At 65.6% G+C, this 16,727-nt stretch carries 19 protein-coding genes; 8 read left to right on the top strand and 11 right to left on the bottom strand.

Annotated elements, in window-relative coordinates; genetic code table 11:
* The first annotated feature begins 11 nt into the window (after positions 1-11).
* On the top strand, positions 12-890 hold the full coding sequence (locus tag Q7I88_RS14460) for an acyl-CoA thioesterase (RefSeq protein WP_305096611.1): 879 nt from the start codon (positions 12-14) through the stop codon (positions 888-890).
* Between the two features lie 6 nt (positions 891-896).
* On the opposite strand, the gene Q7I88_RS14455 is transcribed toward Q7I88_RS14460, so the two are convergent.
* Positions 897-1,337: a four-helix bundle copper-binding protein gene (locus Q7I88_RS14455; RefSeq protein WP_305096610.1), complete on the bottom strand. Its 441-nt coding sequence runs from the start codon at positions 1,335-1,337 to the stop codon at positions 897-899.
* A 101-nt stretch (positions 1,338-1,438) separates the two neighbouring features.
* Between Q7I88_RS14455 and Q7I88_RS14450 the strand changes: the two genes are divergently transcribed.
* The gene (locus Q7I88_RS14450) at positions 1,439-1,819 is read left to right on the top strand and encodes a DUF1622 domain-containing protein (protein WP_305096609.1); all 381 of its coding nucleotides are present in this window, start codon (positions 1,439-1,441) and stop codon (positions 1,817-1,819) included.
* Between the two features lie 58 nt (positions 1,820-1,877).
* Here the strand turns inward: Q7I88_RS14450 and Q7I88_RS14445 are convergent, their stop codons facing one another.
* Positions 1,878-3,539, bottom strand: a complete 1,662-nt coding sequence (locus tag Q7I88_RS14445) for a formate--tetrahydrofolate ligase (protein ID WP_305096608.1) — start codon at positions 3,537-3,539, stop codon at positions 1,878-1,880.
* Positions 3,540-3,759: 220 nt separating this feature from the next.
* Here Q7I88_RS14445 and rmuC point away from each other — a divergent pair, with 220 nt between their 5' ends.
* Entirely contained in the window at positions 3,760-5,109 is a 1,350-nt protein-coding gene (gene rmuC / locus Q7I88_RS14440) for a DNA recombination protein RmuC (RefSeq protein WP_305096607.1), read from the top strand.
* Positions 5,106-5,813: a hypothetical protein gene (locus Q7I88_RS14435; protein ID WP_305096606.1), complete on the top strand. Its 708-nt coding sequence runs from the start codon at positions 5,106-5,108 to the stop codon at positions 5,811-5,813. The genes rmuC and Q7I88_RS14435 overlap by 4 nt, the downstream gene beginning before the upstream one ends.
* Here the strand turns inward: Q7I88_RS14435 and Q7I88_RS14430 are convergent, their stop codons facing one another.
* The 7 genes from Q7I88_RS14430 to Q7I88_RS14400 form a co-directional block, all read right to left on the bottom strand.
* A complete protein-coding gene (locus tag Q7I88_RS14430; RefSeq protein ID WP_305096605.1) occupies positions 5,814-6,617 on the bottom strand; it encodes a TrmH family RNA methyltransferase in 804 nt (267 codons plus the stop codon).
* Between the two features lie 7 nt (positions 6,618-6,624).
* Positions 6,625-6,900: an HPr family phosphocarrier protein gene (locus tag Q7I88_RS14425; RefSeq protein ID WP_305096604.1), complete on the bottom strand. Its 276-nt coding sequence runs from the start codon at positions 6,898-6,900 to the stop codon at positions 6,625-6,627.
* Positions 6,901-6,904: 4 nt separating this feature from the next.
* Positions 6,905-7,309, bottom strand: a complete 405-nt coding sequence (locus Q7I88_RS14420; protein ID WP_305096603.1) for a PTS sugar transporter subunit IIA — start codon at positions 7,307-7,309, stop codon at positions 6,905-6,907.
* A gap of 76 nt (positions 7,310-7,385) precedes the next feature.
* Positions 7,386-8,312, bottom strand: a complete 927-nt coding sequence (rapZ, locus tag Q7I88_RS14415; RefSeq protein ID WP_305096602.1) for an RNase adapter RapZ — start codon at positions 8,310-8,312, stop codon at positions 7,386-7,388.
* A gap of 42 nt (positions 8,313-8,354) precedes the next feature.
* The gene (locus Q7I88_RS14410) at positions 8,355-8,774 is read right to left on the bottom strand and encodes an HPr kinase/phosphorylase (protein ID WP_305096601.1); all 420 of its coding nucleotides are present in this window, start codon (positions 8,772-8,774) and stop codon (positions 8,355-8,357) included.
* The gene (locus tag Q7I88_RS14405; RefSeq protein ID WP_305096600.1) at positions 8,771-10,339 is read right to left on the bottom strand and encodes a stimulus-sensing domain-containing protein; all 1,569 of its coding nucleotides are present in this window, start codon (positions 10,337-10,339) and stop codon (positions 8,771-8,773) included. Before Q7I88_RS14405 ends, Q7I88_RS14410 begins: the two co-directional genes overlap by 4 nt.
* Positions 10,340-10,345: 6 nt before the next feature.
* Positions 10,346-11,110, bottom strand: coding sequence for a response regulator transcription factor (locus Q7I88_RS14400; RefSeq protein ID WP_305096599.1), 765 nt, complete (start codon positions 11,108-11,110; stop codon positions 10,346-10,348).
* Between the two features lie 230 nt (positions 11,111-11,340).
* Between Q7I88_RS14400 and Q7I88_RS14395 the strand changes: the two genes are divergently transcribed.
* From Q7I88_RS14395 to Q7I88_RS14385, 3 genes are all read left to right on the top strand, one after another.
* Positions 11,341-12,933, top strand: a complete 1,593-nt coding sequence (locus tag Q7I88_RS14395) for a phosphoenolpyruvate carboxykinase (protein ID WP_305098619.1) — start codon at positions 11,341-11,343, stop codon at positions 12,931-12,933.
* A 124-nt stretch (positions 12,934-13,057) separates the two neighbouring features.
* The gene (locus Q7I88_RS14390; protein ID WP_305096598.1) at positions 13,058-13,378 is read left to right on the top strand and encodes a hypothetical protein; all 321 of its coding nucleotides are present in this window, start codon (positions 13,058-13,060) and stop codon (positions 13,376-13,378) included.
* A 35-nt stretch (positions 13,379-13,413) separates the two neighbouring features.
* Positions 13,414-15,018, top strand: a complete 1,605-nt coding sequence (locus tag Q7I88_RS14385; protein WP_305096597.1) for a tannase/feruloyl esterase family alpha/beta hydrolase — start codon at positions 13,414-13,416, stop codon at positions 15,016-15,018.
* On the opposite strand, the gene Q7I88_RS14380 is transcribed toward Q7I88_RS14385, so the two are convergent.
* Together Q7I88_RS14380 and Q7I88_RS14375 are read right to left on the bottom strand one after the other, a co-directional pair.
* On the bottom strand, positions 15,019-15,999 hold the full coding sequence (locus tag Q7I88_RS14380; RefSeq protein WP_305096596.1) for a polysaccharide deacetylase family protein: 981 nt from the start codon (positions 15,997-15,999) through the stop codon (positions 15,019-15,021).
* A 51-nt stretch (positions 16,000-16,050) separates the two neighbouring features.
* On the bottom strand, positions 16,051-16,422 hold the full coding sequence (locus tag Q7I88_RS14375) for a DUF3597 domain-containing protein (RefSeq protein ID WP_305096595.1): 372 nt from the start codon (positions 16,420-16,422) through the stop codon (positions 16,051-16,053).
* A gap of 83 nt (positions 16,423-16,505) precedes the next feature.
* Between Q7I88_RS14375 and Q7I88_RS14370 the strand changes: the two genes are divergently transcribed.
* Positions 16,506-16,712, top strand: coding sequence for a hypothetical protein (locus tag Q7I88_RS14370; RefSeq protein WP_305096594.1), 207 nt, complete (start codon positions 16,506-16,508; stop codon positions 16,710-16,712).
* Positions 16,713-16,727: the final 15 nt, after the last annotated feature.

Here is a 16,727-nt window from a genome sequence, read left to right as displayed (position 1 = left end):
AAAGCCTTGGGATGGCCGATCCCTCGCCCGAATTGCTCGTCGCCCAACTGCTCGAACTGCTGACGCTCGAGCCGCTCGGCAACGACCGCTTCGAAGGACCGCGCCGTGTCGAGGGCATTGGCCGCGTCTTCGGCGGCCAGGTCGTTGCGCAGGCGCTAGTCGCCGCGCAGGCTACGGTGGATGCCGGTCGGCCGGCGCATTCGCTGCACGCCTATTTCCTGCGCGGAGCGAGCGAAGACTTCCCGATCGAATTCGAGGTCACCCGCGTGTTCGACGGGGGCAGCTTCTCCAATCGCCGGCTGACCGCAACGCAGCAGGGCAAGCCCGTGTTCGCTTGCTCCGCATCGTTCCACAAGCGCGAGCGTGGGTTTGCGCACCAGTCGGCCATGATGCCCGACGTGGCTGGTCCTGACGAACTCGAATCGGAGCATGTGTTGCTCGCGCGGCACTGGGACGAAATCGCCCCCAACGCGCCGCCGATTATGCTCCGCCCGCGCCCGATCGAGGTTCGTTCGATCAATCCAAGCGACCTTCTCGACCGCGCGCCGGGCGAGCCGCGGCAATATGTCTGGTTCCGCGTCCGCGCGCCCTTGCCGGACGACCCGTCGCTGCACCGCGCGATCCTTGCCTACTGGTCCGACATGCGGCTGATGGCGACGAGCCTGCTTCCGCACCCGCTGTCCTTCGCCCGCGGCGACGTGCGCGGGGCGAGCCTCGACCACGCGCTGTGGTTCCATGCCGATGCACGGGTCGACGAATGGCTGCTCTACGCGATGGAAAGCCCGTGGACGGGCGGGGCGAGGGGCCTCAACCATGGCCAGATATTCGCGCAGGACGGCACCCTGGTCGCCAGCGTGGCGCAGGAAGGGATGCTCCGCGCCGCGCGCTGACGCGTTTCAGCCGGCGTTGTGCGCGAAAGTGCTGGCTCCGCCTTCGGAGTGAACTTCGTCGTTCAGCGATTCCAGCGCCTTGCGGCAATCGTCGGCGCACTCCTGGCACATCTTGGCGCACCGCCGGCAGTGGTCGGTGTCATGCTGTTCGCATTCCGCGCGGCAGGTCTCGCAGGCCTCGATGCAGGTGGCGAGCATCGTGCGGATGAGCTGGCGGTTCTCGTCGGTCCGCCGCGTGGCGACGCGATAGGTCGCGGTGCAGACGTCCGCACAGTCCATACACAGGCGGATGCAGCGGCGCATGTCCATCTCCTCGGCGCTGCAGGCGTCGGCGCACGAGTTGCAAATCGCTGCGCAGTACATCGCATGCTTGACCGCTTCGGCGAGCGCCTCGTTGTAGTCGTCGCCCACCGCGGGGTGTTCCTTGATCATTTCCTTGATCGACATGGCCTTCTCCTTCGCAGGGAAAGCGCGCATGGGTGCGGCCGGTTCCGGGTCCTCCACCGATCCGATGGAACGCAGGCCCCGGTTCGTCCATTTCGAACGTCATGCTGACAGACGCCCAGATGCTGACGATCGCCACCACGGTGGCGCGCGGATTCGAGGTCGCCGGGATTGCCGTGATCATCGTGGGATCGCTCCTCGCGATGTTCAATTTCGCCGGAGCCTTCGCCGGCGCACGCGGACGAGATCGGGCCGGCGGCGGCGTGGATTTGGTGCCGGCCTTCCGCAAGACGCTGGGGCGCTCGATCCTGACCGGGCTGGAACTGCTCGTCGCCGCCGATATCATTCGCACGGTGGCGGTCGAACCGACGTTGGAGAGCGTGCTGGTGCTCGGCCTCATCGTCATCATCCGGACCTTTCTCAGCTTCAGCCTCGAGGTCGAAATCGACGGCCGCTGGCCGTGGCAGTCGCGCAAGGCCGAATAGGAAAGGGCCGCCCTTTCGGACGGCCCTCTCGCATGTTCGGCGATTGCCGGAAGCGGCTTCAGAACAGTCCTTCGATCTGGCCGTTTTCGTCGAGATAGATGTTCTCGGCGCTGGGGACTCTGGGCAGGCCGGGCATCGTCATGATGTCGCCGGCGATGGCGACGATGAAGCCCGCGCCCGCCGAGATGCGGACTTCGCGGATGTTGACTTCGAAGCCGGTCGGCGCGCCGAGCGCGGTGGGGTCGGTGGAGAACGAGTACTGCGTCTTGGCCATGCACACCGGGAACTTGCCGTAGCCCATCTCTTCCCACTGCTTGAGCTGGTTCCTCACCGCGGGCGACATGCTCACGCTCTCGGCCCTGTAAACCTCCTTGCAGACGGTTTCGATCTTGTCGGCCAGTGGCATCTCGTCGGGATAGAGCGTCTTGAAGGCGGCGCCCTTGTCGGCCTTGGCGGCAACGATCCTGGCCAGCTCTTCAGCGCCGGCGCCGCCTTCGGCCCAGTGCTTGCAGATCACCGCCTCGGTGCCGTATTTCGCGGCCATCTCCTGGATCACGGCGATTTCCTCGTCGGTATCGAGGTAGAAATGGTTGATTGCGACAGTCGGATTGATGCCGAACTTGTTGAGGTTTTCGATGTGCCGCTCGAGGTTTACCGAACCCTTGCGCACGGCATCGACGTCGGGCTTTTCGAGATCCTTCTTGGCTACGCCGCCGTTCATCTTGAGCGCGCGCACGGTGGCAACCAGCACGATCGCGTCGGGCGCGAGCCCGGCGAGCCGGCACTTGATGTCCATGAACTTTTCCGCCCCGAGGTCCGCGCCGAAGCCGGCTTCGGTGACGGTGTATTCGGCCATGGTCATCGCGGTCTTGGTGGCGATCACCGAGTTGCAGCCGTGGGCGATGTTGGCGAACGGGCCGCCGTGGAGGAAGGCCGGGTTGTTCTCCAGCGTCTGCACCAGATTAGGCTGGATCGCGTCCTTGAGCAGCACGGCCATCGCGCTGTCGGCCTTGATGTCGCGGCAATAGACCGGCTCGCGCTTGCGGGTGTAGCCGATGATGATGTCGCCCATGCGCTTTTGCAGGTCGGCGATGTCGGACGCGAGGCACAGGATGGCCATGATCTCGCTGGCGACGGTGATGTCGAAGCCGCTCTCGCGCGGAAAGCCGTTGGCCACGCCGCCGAGCGGACCGACGATCTGGCGCAGCGCCCGGTCGTTCATGTCGAGCACGCGCTTCCAGGTCACCCGCCGCACGTCGATGTCGTGCGGGTTGCCCCAGTAGATCGAATTGTCGATCATCGCCGAAAGCAGGTTGTGCGCACTGGTGATGGCGTGGAAGTCGCCGGTGAAGTGGAGATTGATCTCGTCCATCGGCATGACCTGGCTCTTGCCGCCGCCGGCGCCGCCGCCCTTCATGCCGAAGCACGGGCCGAGGCTCGGTTCGCGCAGGCACAGCATGGCCTTCTTGCCGATCCGGTGGAGCGCGTCGCTGAGACCGACCGAGGTGGTGGTCTTGCCTTCTCCCGCGGGAGTCGGGTTGATGGCGGTCACCAGGATCAGCTTACCGGGCTTGGCCGCCGCGGGAAGGAGGTCGCGGTCGACCTTGGCCTTGTACTTGCCGTAGGGGATCAGCGCTTCGTCCGGCACGCCGGCCTTGGCAGCCACCTCGGCGATGGGCTTCAGGGTGGCCTGGCGGGCGATTTCGATATCGGTCGGCATCGGGCGTTCTCTCCGGTTTGTTCTGGCGGTCGCTTCACTTACGCGAAAACTTCGCAAATCTGAAATTGTATGTGTCCCATACAATCTGAGCGGGGCGAATCTCAAGGGGGATTATGGACGCCCCGCCGCGATCGGCGGGGGAATGCTGCGTGCACAGGCTTGTGCCGTCGAGGGTCGCGGCCTAGGTTCGCGCTCTGTTCCCATCCTATCCGGTCGAGCTATGGACACAACCGCCGCTATTCTCCTCATCGTCGCGCTGATCGCGGGCCTTGCCGCGGGTTGGTTCCTCGGCAACCGCCCGGCTGCCGGGTTCCAGGCCGAACTCGGCAAGCGTGAAGAGGAATTCAAGAGGGCCGCCACCGAGTTGGCCGCAGCGCAGATCGAACTCGCGACACTGCGTGCCAATGCCGAGAACTTCGACAAGCAGATCGCCGCGCTGAAAGAGGCGCGCGAGGAGTTGCTGGCGCAGTTCAAGGCGACCGGCGGCGAAGTGTTGTCGAAGGCGCAGGATGCCTTCCTCAAGGCCGCGAGCGAGCGCTTCGGCCATGCCGAAGCGGCGAGCAAGGAAGCGGTCAAGGCGCTGCTCGAACCCGTCCACCAGCGGCTCAAGACATACGAAGAGCATGTTTCGTCCCTGGAGGCCAAGCGGGTCGACAGCTTCGGCCAGCTGACCGGACTGATCGAGACGATGCGCGCGGGGCAGGAGGAAGTGCGGCGCGAGGCGCAGCGGCTCGGCAATTCGCTCACCAACGCCCCCAAGGCGCGCGGCCGCTGGGGCGAACGGGCGCTGCAGAACGTGCTGGAACAGTGCGGATTGTCGCAGCACACCGATTTCAGTCTCGAACATTCGATCGACACGGCCGAGGGCCGCCTGCGGCCCGATGCCATAGTCCACGTGCCGGGCCAGAAAAAGCTGGTGATCGATGCCAAGGTTTCGCTCAACGCCTATCAGCAGGCGTTCGAGTGCAACGATGACGCAGAGCGCGCCAGCCATCTGGCGGCGCACGCCAAGTCGATGCGCAACCACGTCCAGCAACTCGGCGCCAAGAGCTATCAGAGCCAGTTCGACGAGGCGCCCGACTACGTGGTGATGTTCGTGCCGGGCGAGCATTTCGTCGCTGCCGCACTCGAAGCCGATCCGGAGCTATGGGACTTCGCCTTCCGCAACGGGGTGCTGCTGGCGACGCCGACCAATCTCGTCGCCATTGCCCGGACAGTGGCGCAAGTCTGGCGACAGGACACCATCGCCAAGGAAGCGGTCGAAATCGGCAAGGCGGGAGCAGAGCTCTATGACCGGCTTGCGGTGGCTGCCGAACATCTCAAGCGGGTCGGCGGCGGGCTCGAAACGGCGGTCAATCATTACAACAAGTTCGTAGGCAGTTTCGAGCGCAATGTCCTGTCTTCGGCCAAGCGCCTGGCCGAAAAGGGCATCGAGATCGGCAAACGCGAAATCGAAGATGTTCCCCTTGTCGAAAACGCTCCACGCTATACATCGGGCGACGTGGAGACCCTCGCGCTGACCCAACCGGGCGGCGGGGGGACAAGGGAAGAGGCAAACGAAGACGCATGAAGGCTCTGCTCGCGGCTCTGCCGATGGTCCTGCTGTTGGCCGCCTGCCAACGCGACGACGCACCGTCGGAAAACCTCGCCGCGCAGGCGGGGCAGCTGGTCGGCGGCGAGAAGCCTGAAGCCGCCAAGCTCGCGGCCGGCCGCTACGCCCCACAAGACACGTGCGGCGATCTCAAGGGCGCTGACGCCTTTCGCGAGGATCTCGCCGTGGCAGTCCAGTCGCGCGACGCCGAGGCATTCGCGGCTCTCGCGGCAGAGGACGTAAAGCTCGACTTCGGCGAGGGCTCGGGCCGGGCCGAACTGCGCAAGCGCTTGACCGGCAAGGAATGGAACTTGTGGGACGAGCTCGACGAGCTGCTGACGCTCGGATGTTCGGCCAACAAGCAGGGCGGCCTGACCATCCCCTGGTACTTCGACCAGAACATCGACGGAGTCGATCCGTTCAGCGGCATGCTGGTTACGGGGGAAAAGGTGCCGCTGCGCGAATCGCCGGATCCCGAGAGCGCGATTCTGGAGAGAATTTCCTGGGACGTGGTCACCATCGATGCGCTGCGGCCCGACGACCCCTATCAGCAGGTCACCGCGCGGGACGGCAAGAACGGGTTCATCCTCACCAGCGATCTCCGCAGCCTCGTCGATTACCGTTTGAGCGCAGCCTCGCGCAACGGCACGTGGCGCATCGTCAGCCTCGTTGCGGGCGATTGATCAGGCTTCGAAACTGGCGAGGACTTCATACGCCAGCACGGCCGCAGCAACCGCGGCGTTGAGGCTGTCGGCGCGGCCTTTCATCGGCATGGTCACCCGCAAGTCGCACACCGCCTCGTAGTCCGCAGGCAATCCACGCGATTCGTTGCCGACGAGGATGAAGCACGGGGCAGCGTAGGGCGCTCCGCGGTAGGGCACGGCCTCACGCAGCGAGGCGGCAACAAGCTGGCCCTTCCCGGTGCGTAGCCAAAGCAGGAACTCGGCCCAGGTCGCCTGGGCGATGGCCTGGGTGAACACCGCACCCATGCTGGCGCGCACCGCCTCGGCGGAGAACGGATCCGCGCAATCGTCAATCAGGATCAGACCGCCGGCACCGACCGCATCGCCGGTCCTCAGCATGGTGCCAAGGTTGCCCGGATCGCGCAGCGCCTGCGCCACCAGCCAGATCTGAGCGGCCTCTCGATCGAGCGCTTCGAGCGAGGTGTTCCATTCGTCGAACACGCCCAGGACGGCCTGGGCATTGTCCTTCCCGGTGATCTTGGAAAGAATGTCGGGAGTCGTCTCGATGACGTCGCCGCCGCCAGCCTGGACATCGGCCTCGATCGCGGCGAGCAGAGGGTGCGGGTCGCGACCTTCGGCCATGACGAGCGTTTGCGGGAGCCGGCCGCTTTCGCGCGCGTCGGTCAACAGGCGCAGCCCTTCGGCGAGAAACCGTCCCTCGCGCTTGCGATGCTTCTTGTCGCGCAGCGCGCGCAGAGCCTTGACCGTGGGATTGGAAAAGCCGGTGATCGCACGCCGCGCCACGGGAAGGTTACTCTTCCCCGAACTTGCTCGAAACCATTGCCACCAGCTCGGCCAGCCGGGCTTCGGCGTCGGCACCTTCCACTGCGATCTCGATCGTGTCGCCCTTCGCGGCGCCGAGCATCATCAGGCCGAGGATCGAGTTGCCGAGCGCACTGTTGCTATCCTTGATCACGGTGATCTTGCAGTCATCCATTGCCGAGGCGGCAGCGACGAATTTGGCGCTGGCACGTGCGTGAAGGCCGCGCTTGTTGACGATTTCTACCGACTGGCGCGCTTCCGCCATCGTCTCAAGCGTCCTGGCCGAGGAATTCCGAGGCAACGGTGATGTAGTTGCGCCCGGCTTCGCGCGCCGCGGCAACCGCGGCCGCGAGATCGAGATCCTTGCGAGCGCCAGCGAGGCGGATCAGCATCGGCAGGTTGATTCCGGCGATGACTTCGGTCTTGCCGGCGTCGAGCAACGAGATGGCGAGGTTCGAGGGTGTCCCGCCGAACAAGTCGGTCAGGATGACCGCACCCTTGCCGCTGTCGACACGCTTGATCGCGTTGGCAATCTCGCGGCGGCGCGCTTCCATATCGTCGTTCGGGCCGATGCAGATGGTCGCCACGTCGCGTTGTTCGCCGACGACATGTTCCATCGCGTGGACGAATTCCTCGGCCAGTCGGCCGTGGGTCACCAGAATCATGCCGATCATGCGATTGGAAAACTCTTCACTGCAGGTTCCATGCCGCGCGAGTCGCGCGGGCAGGGCCGGGGACATAGTCCCGTTTTCACGATTGTTGCACCCCTTCTATCATTTCGGCGGCGCGCGAGGCGAGGTTGCGATGCAGGACGGTGGGCGCGAATCCGGCCTCGCGCAAGGCCCCGGCGAGCTTCTCCGCGGTGTAGACCGACCGGTGTCTCCCTCCGGTACAACCGACGGCGACGGTGACGTAGGCCTTTCCCTGCGCGGCATAGCGCGGCAGCAGGTATGTGACGAGGTCGGCAATGCGCTCGAACGCCGGGGCAAACGAGGCATCGCGCTTGATATGTTCGCCCACGGCTGCATCGAGCCCGGTCTGATCGCGCAATTCGGGCACCCAGTGCGGGTTGTCGAGAAAGCGCATGTCGAACACCAGGTCGGCGGCCGGCGGCACGCCTCGGGCGAAGCCGAAGCTGGTGACGGTGACGGTAAGGGAACTGGGTGATTCCGCGGAGAAGCGGTCGCGGACGACCTGCTTGAGCTCATTGGTCGAGTACCGCGTCGTGTCGATCAGCGCCTCGGCCCAGCGCCGCAGCGGGGCCAGCAGCTCGCGTTCGGCGAGGATGCCGTGTGCGAGCGGAGAATCCTGCGCCATGTGGTGGCGGCGGCGGGTCTCGTCGAAGCGCCTCTCGAGCTCGGCAGTCGAGCAGTCGAGGAACAGTGTCGAAATGACGAGGTCGGGGCGTGCGCTGAGCTGCTTGACCCGGGCGATGATCTCCTCCGGGCGGAAGCCGCGCGTGCGGCTATCGAAACCGATTGCCAGGGGCGGGGCGTCTTTCTCGGGGCGCTCGCCTTCGGGGCCGATCAGGCGCCGCAGCAGGCGGATCGGGAAGTTGTCAAGCGCCTCCCAGCCGAGATCTTCCAGTTCGCGCAGGACGGTGGTCTTGCCCGCGCCGAGCATGCCGGTGACCAGCAGGATTCGCTGCCTGTGCTCGCTGGGTTCTGCTTCGGCCATCAGCTTCGACCCTGCGCTTTCGCCCGGCCTATGTGAAGCCACTTATCGCGTGCCATGGAGGCGCAGCGCCCATTCGAGCCGCAGCGCCAGGGTTGCGGCATCCGGATAGAGTGCGATCTCGGGCACGGTGTGGTCCGCATATCGTGCTGGCGTCGCCGTTTCGACGAAGCGCGGCGCAGCGGGGTCGAGCCGGACGGCGAGGGCGAGTGGCGCTTCTGCCGTTGGGAATTCGATGAGACCGACATTACGGATCTCGAGCTTGCCGGCGACGTGCGGGGGCGGGCAGGCCCAGCAGCGACCGTCGCGCGCCTCGAGCCTCACGCCATCGTCACCGACCAGGACAGCGCCGCGGTCGATCAGCGCCAGCGCGAGGCTCGATTTGCCGCTACCCGGCGGGCCGACGACGAGCACTGCGCGCCCATCGACGGCGACGCAGCTGACGTTGGCGAGAAGGTCGCTCACGCTGCTGGCAGCGACAAGATGAAACACGCGCCGTCGGCGCCGTCGGGCCGCGAGGCGACTGTCAACGTGCCGTCGTGAGCCTCGGCGATGGCCCGCCCGATGGCGAGGCCGAGACCGCTGTGGTCGCCGAAATCCTCCGCCTCCGGTCGCAGCGAGTGGAAGCGGGTGAAGACCTTCTCACGCGATTCCTCGGGGACGCCCGGCCCCTCGTCGCAGACCGAGACCTCCACGCGGCCACCACGACTGTTTACCGCGGCGACAATGGAGCCACCCTCGGGCGAGAAAGATACCGCGTTATCGAGAAGGTTCTCGACCACTCGTTCGAGGCGGATCGGCACGCCCATGACGAGGCCGGCCCCGCCTTGGCCTTGCAGCGATATGGGGATGCCGTTGTTCTCGCCGCGCGCCTCGCGCCGAGCGGCGACGTTGCCGACCAGCTGCGCCATGTTGATCGGTTCGAAGACCGCGCGGCTCATTTCAGCATCGATGCGGCTCGCCTCGGAAATTTCGCTGACCAGCCGGTCGATCCGGCGGACGTCGTGCGCCGCGATTTCGATAAGCTGTGTGCGCAAGCCCTTGTCCTCGACCTTGGGCAGCGAATCGATCGCGCTGCGCAAGCTCGCCAGCGGGTTCTTGATCTCGTGCGCCACGTCGGCTGCGAAGGTCTCGACCGCGTCGATCCGGCTGCGCAGCGCGTCGGTCATCTCGGCCACCGCACGCGCGAGCAGGCCAATCTCGTCGCGGCGCTCGGGCAAGCGAGGGACTTCGACGTGCCGCTCGCGGCCCTGGCGCACCCGGATCGCCGCGCGGGCGAGCGTGCGCAGCGGCAGCACGATCGTGCGCGCCATGTAAAGCGAGAGCAGGATCGAGGCGAGCAGCGCGAGGCCGATGGCCGAGCCGAGCGTGGTGCGGGCGGCGCGGACCTTTTCGGTAATATCGACCGCGTTACGGGTCGTCAGCAGCGTCGCCCCGACGAGACCTACCGGGGCGGCGGCGTTGATGACCGGTGTCCCGTCGGGCGCGTCGCGGAGCTGAATCTGGGTCAAGCCTTCCTTGCGCGCGCGGGCCAGTTCGGGCCACGCGTCGGCGTTGGAGTCTTCAGGCTCGATGTAATCGGGAATCGGATCGGCACCGACGATCGTGTCGACGGCACGGTCGAGCCACCGGGCGAAGCTTTCCTGCCAGTTCTCGTCGCCCGGCGTGTCGAACTGGAAGGCCGGTTTGTCGAGCTGGAAGCTATCGGCCCACAGCCGCCCTTCGGCATCGAACATGCGCAGGCGCAGCTTCTGCTCCTTGCCGATCTGCATGAGCACCGCTTCCTGCCTCTCGCGGCTCGCCCCGGCGAGCGCTTCGGCGGTGATCTGCGCCTCGATCCGCGCCAGTTTATAGCGTTCGTCGAGCAGCACCTTGCGGTACGAATCGAGGTAGAAAACGCCGAGCCCGAACATCAGCAGCGGGACGATGTTGACCGCCAGAATACGCCAGGTCAGCGAGACCAGGCGCGAACTGCTCAAGGGGTCGCGCGTCTTCGAATCGAGCCGCGTGTTCCAGCCCTCGTCGGTCATTACCCCTCAGCCGTCGGCATAGCTGTAACCCGCACCGTAGAGCGTCTCGATTGCCGAGAATTCAGGATCGGCGGCGCGGAACTTGCGGCGCAGGCGCTTGATGTGGCTGTCGACCGTGCGATCGTCGACGAACACATCGTCGGGGTAAGCGGCGTCCATCAGCTGGTTGCGACTCTTGATCACTCCCGGGCGCATGGCGAGCGCTTCTAGGATGAGGAACTCGGTCACCGTGAGCGAGACCGGCTGGCCGTCCCAGGTTACTCGGTGCCGCGACGGATCCATCTCGAGCCGGCCGCGCTCGATCACCGATCCTTCCGGTCTTGCGCCGGGCTCCCTCGGCGCCCCGGCCACGAGCGGTGCGGCGCGGCGCAGGATGGCGCGGATACGGGCCAGCAGCAGGCGCTGGCTGAAGGGCTTGGTGATATAGTCGTCGGCGCCGAGCGCGAGTCCGGCGGCCTCGTCCTGCTCTTCGTCCTTGCTGGTCAGGAATATGACCGGCAGGTCGCTCGTTGCGCGCAGGCGCTGCAGCAATTCCATGCCGTCCATCCGCGGCATCTTGATGTCGAACACGGCCAGGTCCGGAGGGTTCTCGGTCAACGCCTTGAGCGCCGCCTCGCCATCGGAATAGACCCGCGTGGCATAACCTTCCGCCTGGAGCGCGATCGACAAGGTGGTGAGGATGTTGCGGTCATCGTCGACAAGCGCGATGGTTCGCCGCGGCTCCGCTGTCCGGGCGACGTCTTCGTGTGCTGCATCACCGCTGTGCGTCATCGCTCATCCTTGCGGCAAACCGCCTACCGGCTTGCGCGGCCGGACACAACAATCGTGCCTCGATACGGCACTCGTTTGCATTGCGAACGTTCACAATTTTGACTGGCAATACAGAGTGTGGTTGCACAAATTGACGCAACATATCTTCACCACTATGCGCAGCGACATTCCGCGCATCACGACCGAAACTTCGGCCATTGAGAAATATTGGGAGCCCAGCCTTGTCCCTCATGCTTTCCGATCCGCTGTCCGACCAGGGTTTCGCCACCGGCGCGACGATCCATGCCAACCTCGGCACTGCGGCTCTCGTCGAACATGCTCTTAAGCGGGACGAGGGGAAACTGACCAAAGACGGGGCGCTGCTGGTCGATACCGGCAAGTTCACCGGGCGCAGCGTCAAGGACAAGTACATCGTTCGCGACGCCACCACCGAAGATACGATCGACTGGGGCGCCATCAACCAGCCGATGTCCGGCGAGCACTGGGCCACGCTGAAGGCCGACTTCCTCGCCGCGCTGAAGGACCAGGACGAACTTTACGTGGCCGACCTGTTCGGCGGCAGCCAGCCCGAATACCGGGTCAACGTTCGGGTCATCAACGAGATGGCCTGGCACAACCTGTTCATCCGCACCTTGCTGGTCCGTCCCACTGCCGAGGAATTGGCGAATTTCTCGCCCGAATACACCATCATCAACTTGCCCAGCTTCAAGGCCGATCCGGCGCGCCACGGCTGCCGCAGCGACACGGTCATCGCGGTGAACCTGACCGAGAAGCTGATCTTGATCGGCAACACCGAGTATTCGGGCGAGATGAAGAAGGGCGTGTTCGGCCTGCTCAACTTCCTCCTCCCGGCGCAGGGCGTGATGCCGATGCACTGTTCGGCCAATATCGGCCCCGACGGCAGGAGCGCGATCTTCTTCGGCCTTTCGGGCACCGGCAAGACGACGCTGTCGGCCGATGCCAGCCGCACGCTGATCGGCGATGACGAGCACGGCTGGTCGGACCAGGCCGTGTTCAATTTCGAAGGCGGCTGCTACGCCAAGATGATCAATCTTTCGGCCGAGGGCGAGCCGGAGATTTACGCGACGACGAAGATGTTCGGCACGATCCTCGAGAACGTCACGATGGACGAGGACACGAGGGAACTCGACTTCACCGACGCGAGCAAGACCGAGAATACCCGCGGCGCCTATCCGATCGAGTACATCCCCAACACCAGCGAGAAGAATCTCGGCCCGCCGCCGTCGAACATCATTCTTCTCACCGCCGACGCGTTCGGCGTGCTGCCGCCGATCGCCAGGCTCACTCCCGAGCAGGCGATGTACCACTTCCTGTCGGGCTACACCGCTAAGGTCGCGGGAACCGAAATCGGGGTGACCGAACCGCAGGCGACATTCTCGACCTGCTTCGGCGCCGCTTTCATGCCGCGCCACCCGAGCGTCTACGGCAACCTGCTCAAGAAGCGAATCGCCGAAGGCGGTGCGCAGTGCTGGCTGGTCAACACCGGCTGGTCGGGCGGGAAGGCGACCGATCCGGGTATCGAGCGCATGCCCATCAAGGCGACCCGCGCACTGCTCAACGCCGCGCTCGACGGCAGCCTCAACGACGCCGAGTTCCGCAAGGATCCGAACTTCGGTTTCGAGGTTCCCGTCGAGGTTCCGGGCGTCGACACCAAGTTGCTCGATCCGCGTGCCGCCTGGTCCGACCAGGACGAGTACGACCGCACCGCGCAGAAGCTTGTCCAGCTGTTCGTCGACAACTTCGAGCAGTTCGCCGGCCATGTCGACCAAGGCGTGCGCGATGCGGCGCCGCAACCGGCCTGAACCGCCGCGCCGCGAATTGGGGGCTGCACGAAAAGACCCCCTCCGCACTGGCGGAGGGGGTTTTTCTTTGCCCGCATTCGGTCCACAGTGACGGGCGGACGGGGCATTTGGAGGATTTAGTGCGATGAGTCTTTTCGACCAGGTTCTGGGCATGGCCCACGATCATCCGACCCTGAAGAACATGGCCAACAAGATCGGTATCGAGCCGGAGGAGGCCGAGAAGGCGATCGCCGCGCTGGTCGAGGCGCACCACGCGCCCGAAGACACCGTTACGGCGGCTTCCGCCAAGACCGGTATCGACGCCGGCGTCCTAAGCCAGATCGTCGAGCAGATCGGCGGCGAAGGATCGCTGGCGCAGTTCAAGGAAATTCTCGATGCCGATCACGACGGCAACCCGTTCGACGATATTGCCGGGTTTGCCGGGAAGTTGTTCGGCAAGTTCTGAGCGGGCAAGAGCGCGACCACCGGGGGAAGATGGACATGGATAAATTCACGAGGCTCGCGCTGCGGGCCGGGGGAATCGTTTCGGCGGGGTTCGTCGCGGCACTGGCGGCGCCCGCCGCAGCGGCGGACTGTTCCGATCTCGCGAACCTGAAGCTGGCCGACGGCAAGGTGACGTCGGCGGCGCGGATCGAGGCGGGCAAGTTTTCGCTCCCACAGGCGGCGGGCGGTCCGCCGCCGGGCGTACTTGCTGCGGGTTTCTCCAAGTTGCCGGCGTTCTGCCGCGTGCAGGCGACGATGACCCCGACTCCCGACAGCGACATCAAGGTCGAGGTCTGGCTCCCGGCAAGCGGGTGGAACGGCAAGTTCGTGACCATCGGCAACGGCGTATGGGCCGGGTCTATCAGCTATTCCCAGATGGGCGACCCGCTCACCCGCGGCTACGCCGTGGCGGCCACCGATACCGGGCACACCGGCAACGGCCTGACCGCCGACTGGGCCGTTGGCCACCCCGAAAAGCTGGTCGATTTCGGCTACCGTGCAGTGCACGAGACGGTCGTTACCGGCAAGGCGGCGGTCGCTGCGTTCTACGGCGCCGGTCCAAAGCTCTCTTTCTGGGATTCGTGTTCGACCGGCGGGCGCCAGGGGCTGATGGAAGCCTATCGCTTCCCGGCCGATTTCGATGCCATTTCGGCGATGGCCCCGGCCAACCCGATGACCGAGCTAATGACCCAGTCGATGTGGGTCGGCTGGCAGCCGAACCGGGCGCCGGGGGCGAAGCTCTCACCGGCCAAGCTGGCGAACGTCCACGCAGCGGTGCTGGGGCGCTGCGACAAGCTCGACGGGCTCGAGGACGGGCTGGTCATGAATCCCACGGCCTGCACGTTCGATCCGGCCAGCATGCAATGCACCGGCGCGGAAAGCGACAGCTGCCTGACCCCCGTGCAGGTCGAGACGATGCGGGCGATCTACGACGGCATCCGCGACGCCAACGGCAAGGTGGTGCTCGGTGGCTGGCCCTACGGTGCGGAAATGCAGCTCGCCGCGCTCACCCAGGGGCCGGCGCCGTTTCCGGTCGCGCTGACCTACTATTCGATGCTGGTCTTCGGCGACAGGCAGGACTGGGACTGGAAGAGTTTCGGCTATATCCGCGACCGCCAGGCGGGGATCGACTACGGCCGCGAGATCCTCGACGTGCCGCCGACGGGCCTTGACGCTTACTTCGCCCGCGGCGGCAAGTTGCTGCTCAGCCATGGCTGGAACGACGGCCTGATCCCGGCGAAGAATTCTCTGCTGTTCTACACCATGCTCTACCACGACCTGCCGCAGCAGCAGGCGCAGGACCAGTTGCGCTACTACATCGTGCCGGGGATGGAGCACTGCTCGGGCGGCGAAGGCGTGAGTCAGTTCGACACGCTCGGAACGATCGACCGGTGGGCGACGACCGGCGTGGCGCCGTACCGGATCGAAGCGACCCGGCCGACCGTCGGGGCGGGATTTCCCGGCGCCCCTCCGGCACCCCCGCGCGAGCCGCTGTCGCGTCCGCTGTGTCCTTATCCACTCTACGCGGAGTACGACGGCGAGGGCGACACCGCGCTGGCGAGCAGCTTCACCTGCAAGCCACCGCGCGAACCGGGCGCCTGATCAACCCGCGCCGTAGAGGGCGTTTGCGACTGCCTGTTCGACAATCCGCACGCCGGATCTGACCGGATTGGGAGGGAGGACTTGGCGCGGCTGGCGTGGTGCTGTGCGCGCAACCACTCGGCCGTCGGCATAGGTCGCCGTTTCGGCCCCGGGCATCGCCTCCAGCACCGCGCAGAACTGTTCGAAGCGGCGCCGGACGATACGGTTGATCCGCCGGCGCCCGCGGCACATCAGCTCGAAGCTGTGCGAGACGATGGTGAAGCTGTCGATGCCGTGACGGCAAGCATGGTTCACCGCCCCCCGCAGTTCGCGGCACGAGAGAGCGGTCAATTGGGCATGGCGCAGGCCGCCCGGCACCTGGATGCAGCCGATCGGGATTTCGGTAACGCCGAGGCGGCGCAGGGGACGGCGATGCTCGGGTCCGAGATCGATGTCGCACTCCGACCCCGCGATGCCCGGCGTGTGGTTCGAACTGTAAGCGAAGCCGAGCCGGGCGAGTGCGCGCAGCGTGTCGTCGTTGGCGCCGTAGTTGCCGGCGCGAAAAGCGACCGGACGCGGCGCGCCAGCAGCCATGAGCGCCTCGCGGGCATAGTCGAGCAGGACTTCCTGCTCGCCGCGTGTGAAGTCCTTGATGTTCCGCCCGGTCTTGCCGCCGAGCGGATTGGCGCTCCCGGCAAGGGCGAGCCATTCGGTGTGCACGTGCAATTGCACGTCGTGTCCGCGTGCCAGGATCGGTTCGACCACGCGGGCTATCGCTCTGGTGCCCCAGACCAGTGCCGGCATGGGGTCGACGAAGAACACCGCCTTCAGCCCATGCCGTTCGAGCACATCCATCTGATAGGCGATACCGACGTCGCCGCCCGGCGCGCGGCATTGGATAGACCGCGCAAAGTTCTGTTCGCGCGCGGGCCCGTCGATCCCGTTCTGCGCGGCGAAACCGAACTCATACTCGGTGTCTATCGTAAGGTAGACTTTGGTCATTCTTCCCGCCGTTAGCGCGGGAAGGTTACCAAATATGTCAATTGCGTAGGCTCAGTCGGTGTATTCGGCCGGGACTTTGCCGCCGTGCTTGGACAGGTCCTGCATCACGCGGCGATGCAACCAGACGTTGTCTTCGGCGCTGCCCGAATAATCGGTGCGGCCCATTTCGGCCGCCAGGGCCTTGCGCGCTTCGTAGCTCGAATCGACCCCGATCAGCTTCATCAGGTCGACGATCGAGGTCCGCCAGTTAAGCCGGTCGGCACCGGGCATGGAGTCGAGGTTTTGCTCGATGTCCACTACCGGCGCGGCGGCCTGCGATTGTGGCTGTCGCGCGCCGTCGGTGGGCGAGAGCGGCGTGGGGGTCGGCCTGGCTTCGGCCTCGTGCCCGAAGATCGCGTCCTTGATCTTGCCGAAAATGCTCATTCCAACTTCTCCTGCCATGTGCAGGCCGAACAGTTGGGGCACGCCGGGGTTCCGCCTGCATCGGCGTTGCCCTATGCTGGGTTATGGACACAATCCTTGCGATCGTGGTGCTGGCAGCTCTTGCGCTGTTGGCGGGGGCCTGGTTCCAGTGGCGCCGTGAGGGCCCAGCCAAGCAGGTCTGGCTGATGGTGCTGCTGGCGGTCGTCATGCTCGCCAATGTGGCGATCTGGACCGTGCCGGACAAAAACGGCGCGGCCCCGTTGGACCGCGCCGAAGTGGCCCCGGAATAGGCTCGCTCCGGGGGA

The sequence above is a fragment of the Croceibacterium aestuarii genome (assembly GCF_030657335.1).
Taxonomy (GTDB): domain Bacteria; phylum Pseudomonadota; class Alphaproteobacteria; order Sphingomonadales; family Sphingomonadaceae; genus Croceibacterium_B; species Croceibacterium_B aestuarii.
Note: the sequence above shows the minus strand (reverse complement) of the source record. Positions and strands in the feature narration are given on the sequence as shown.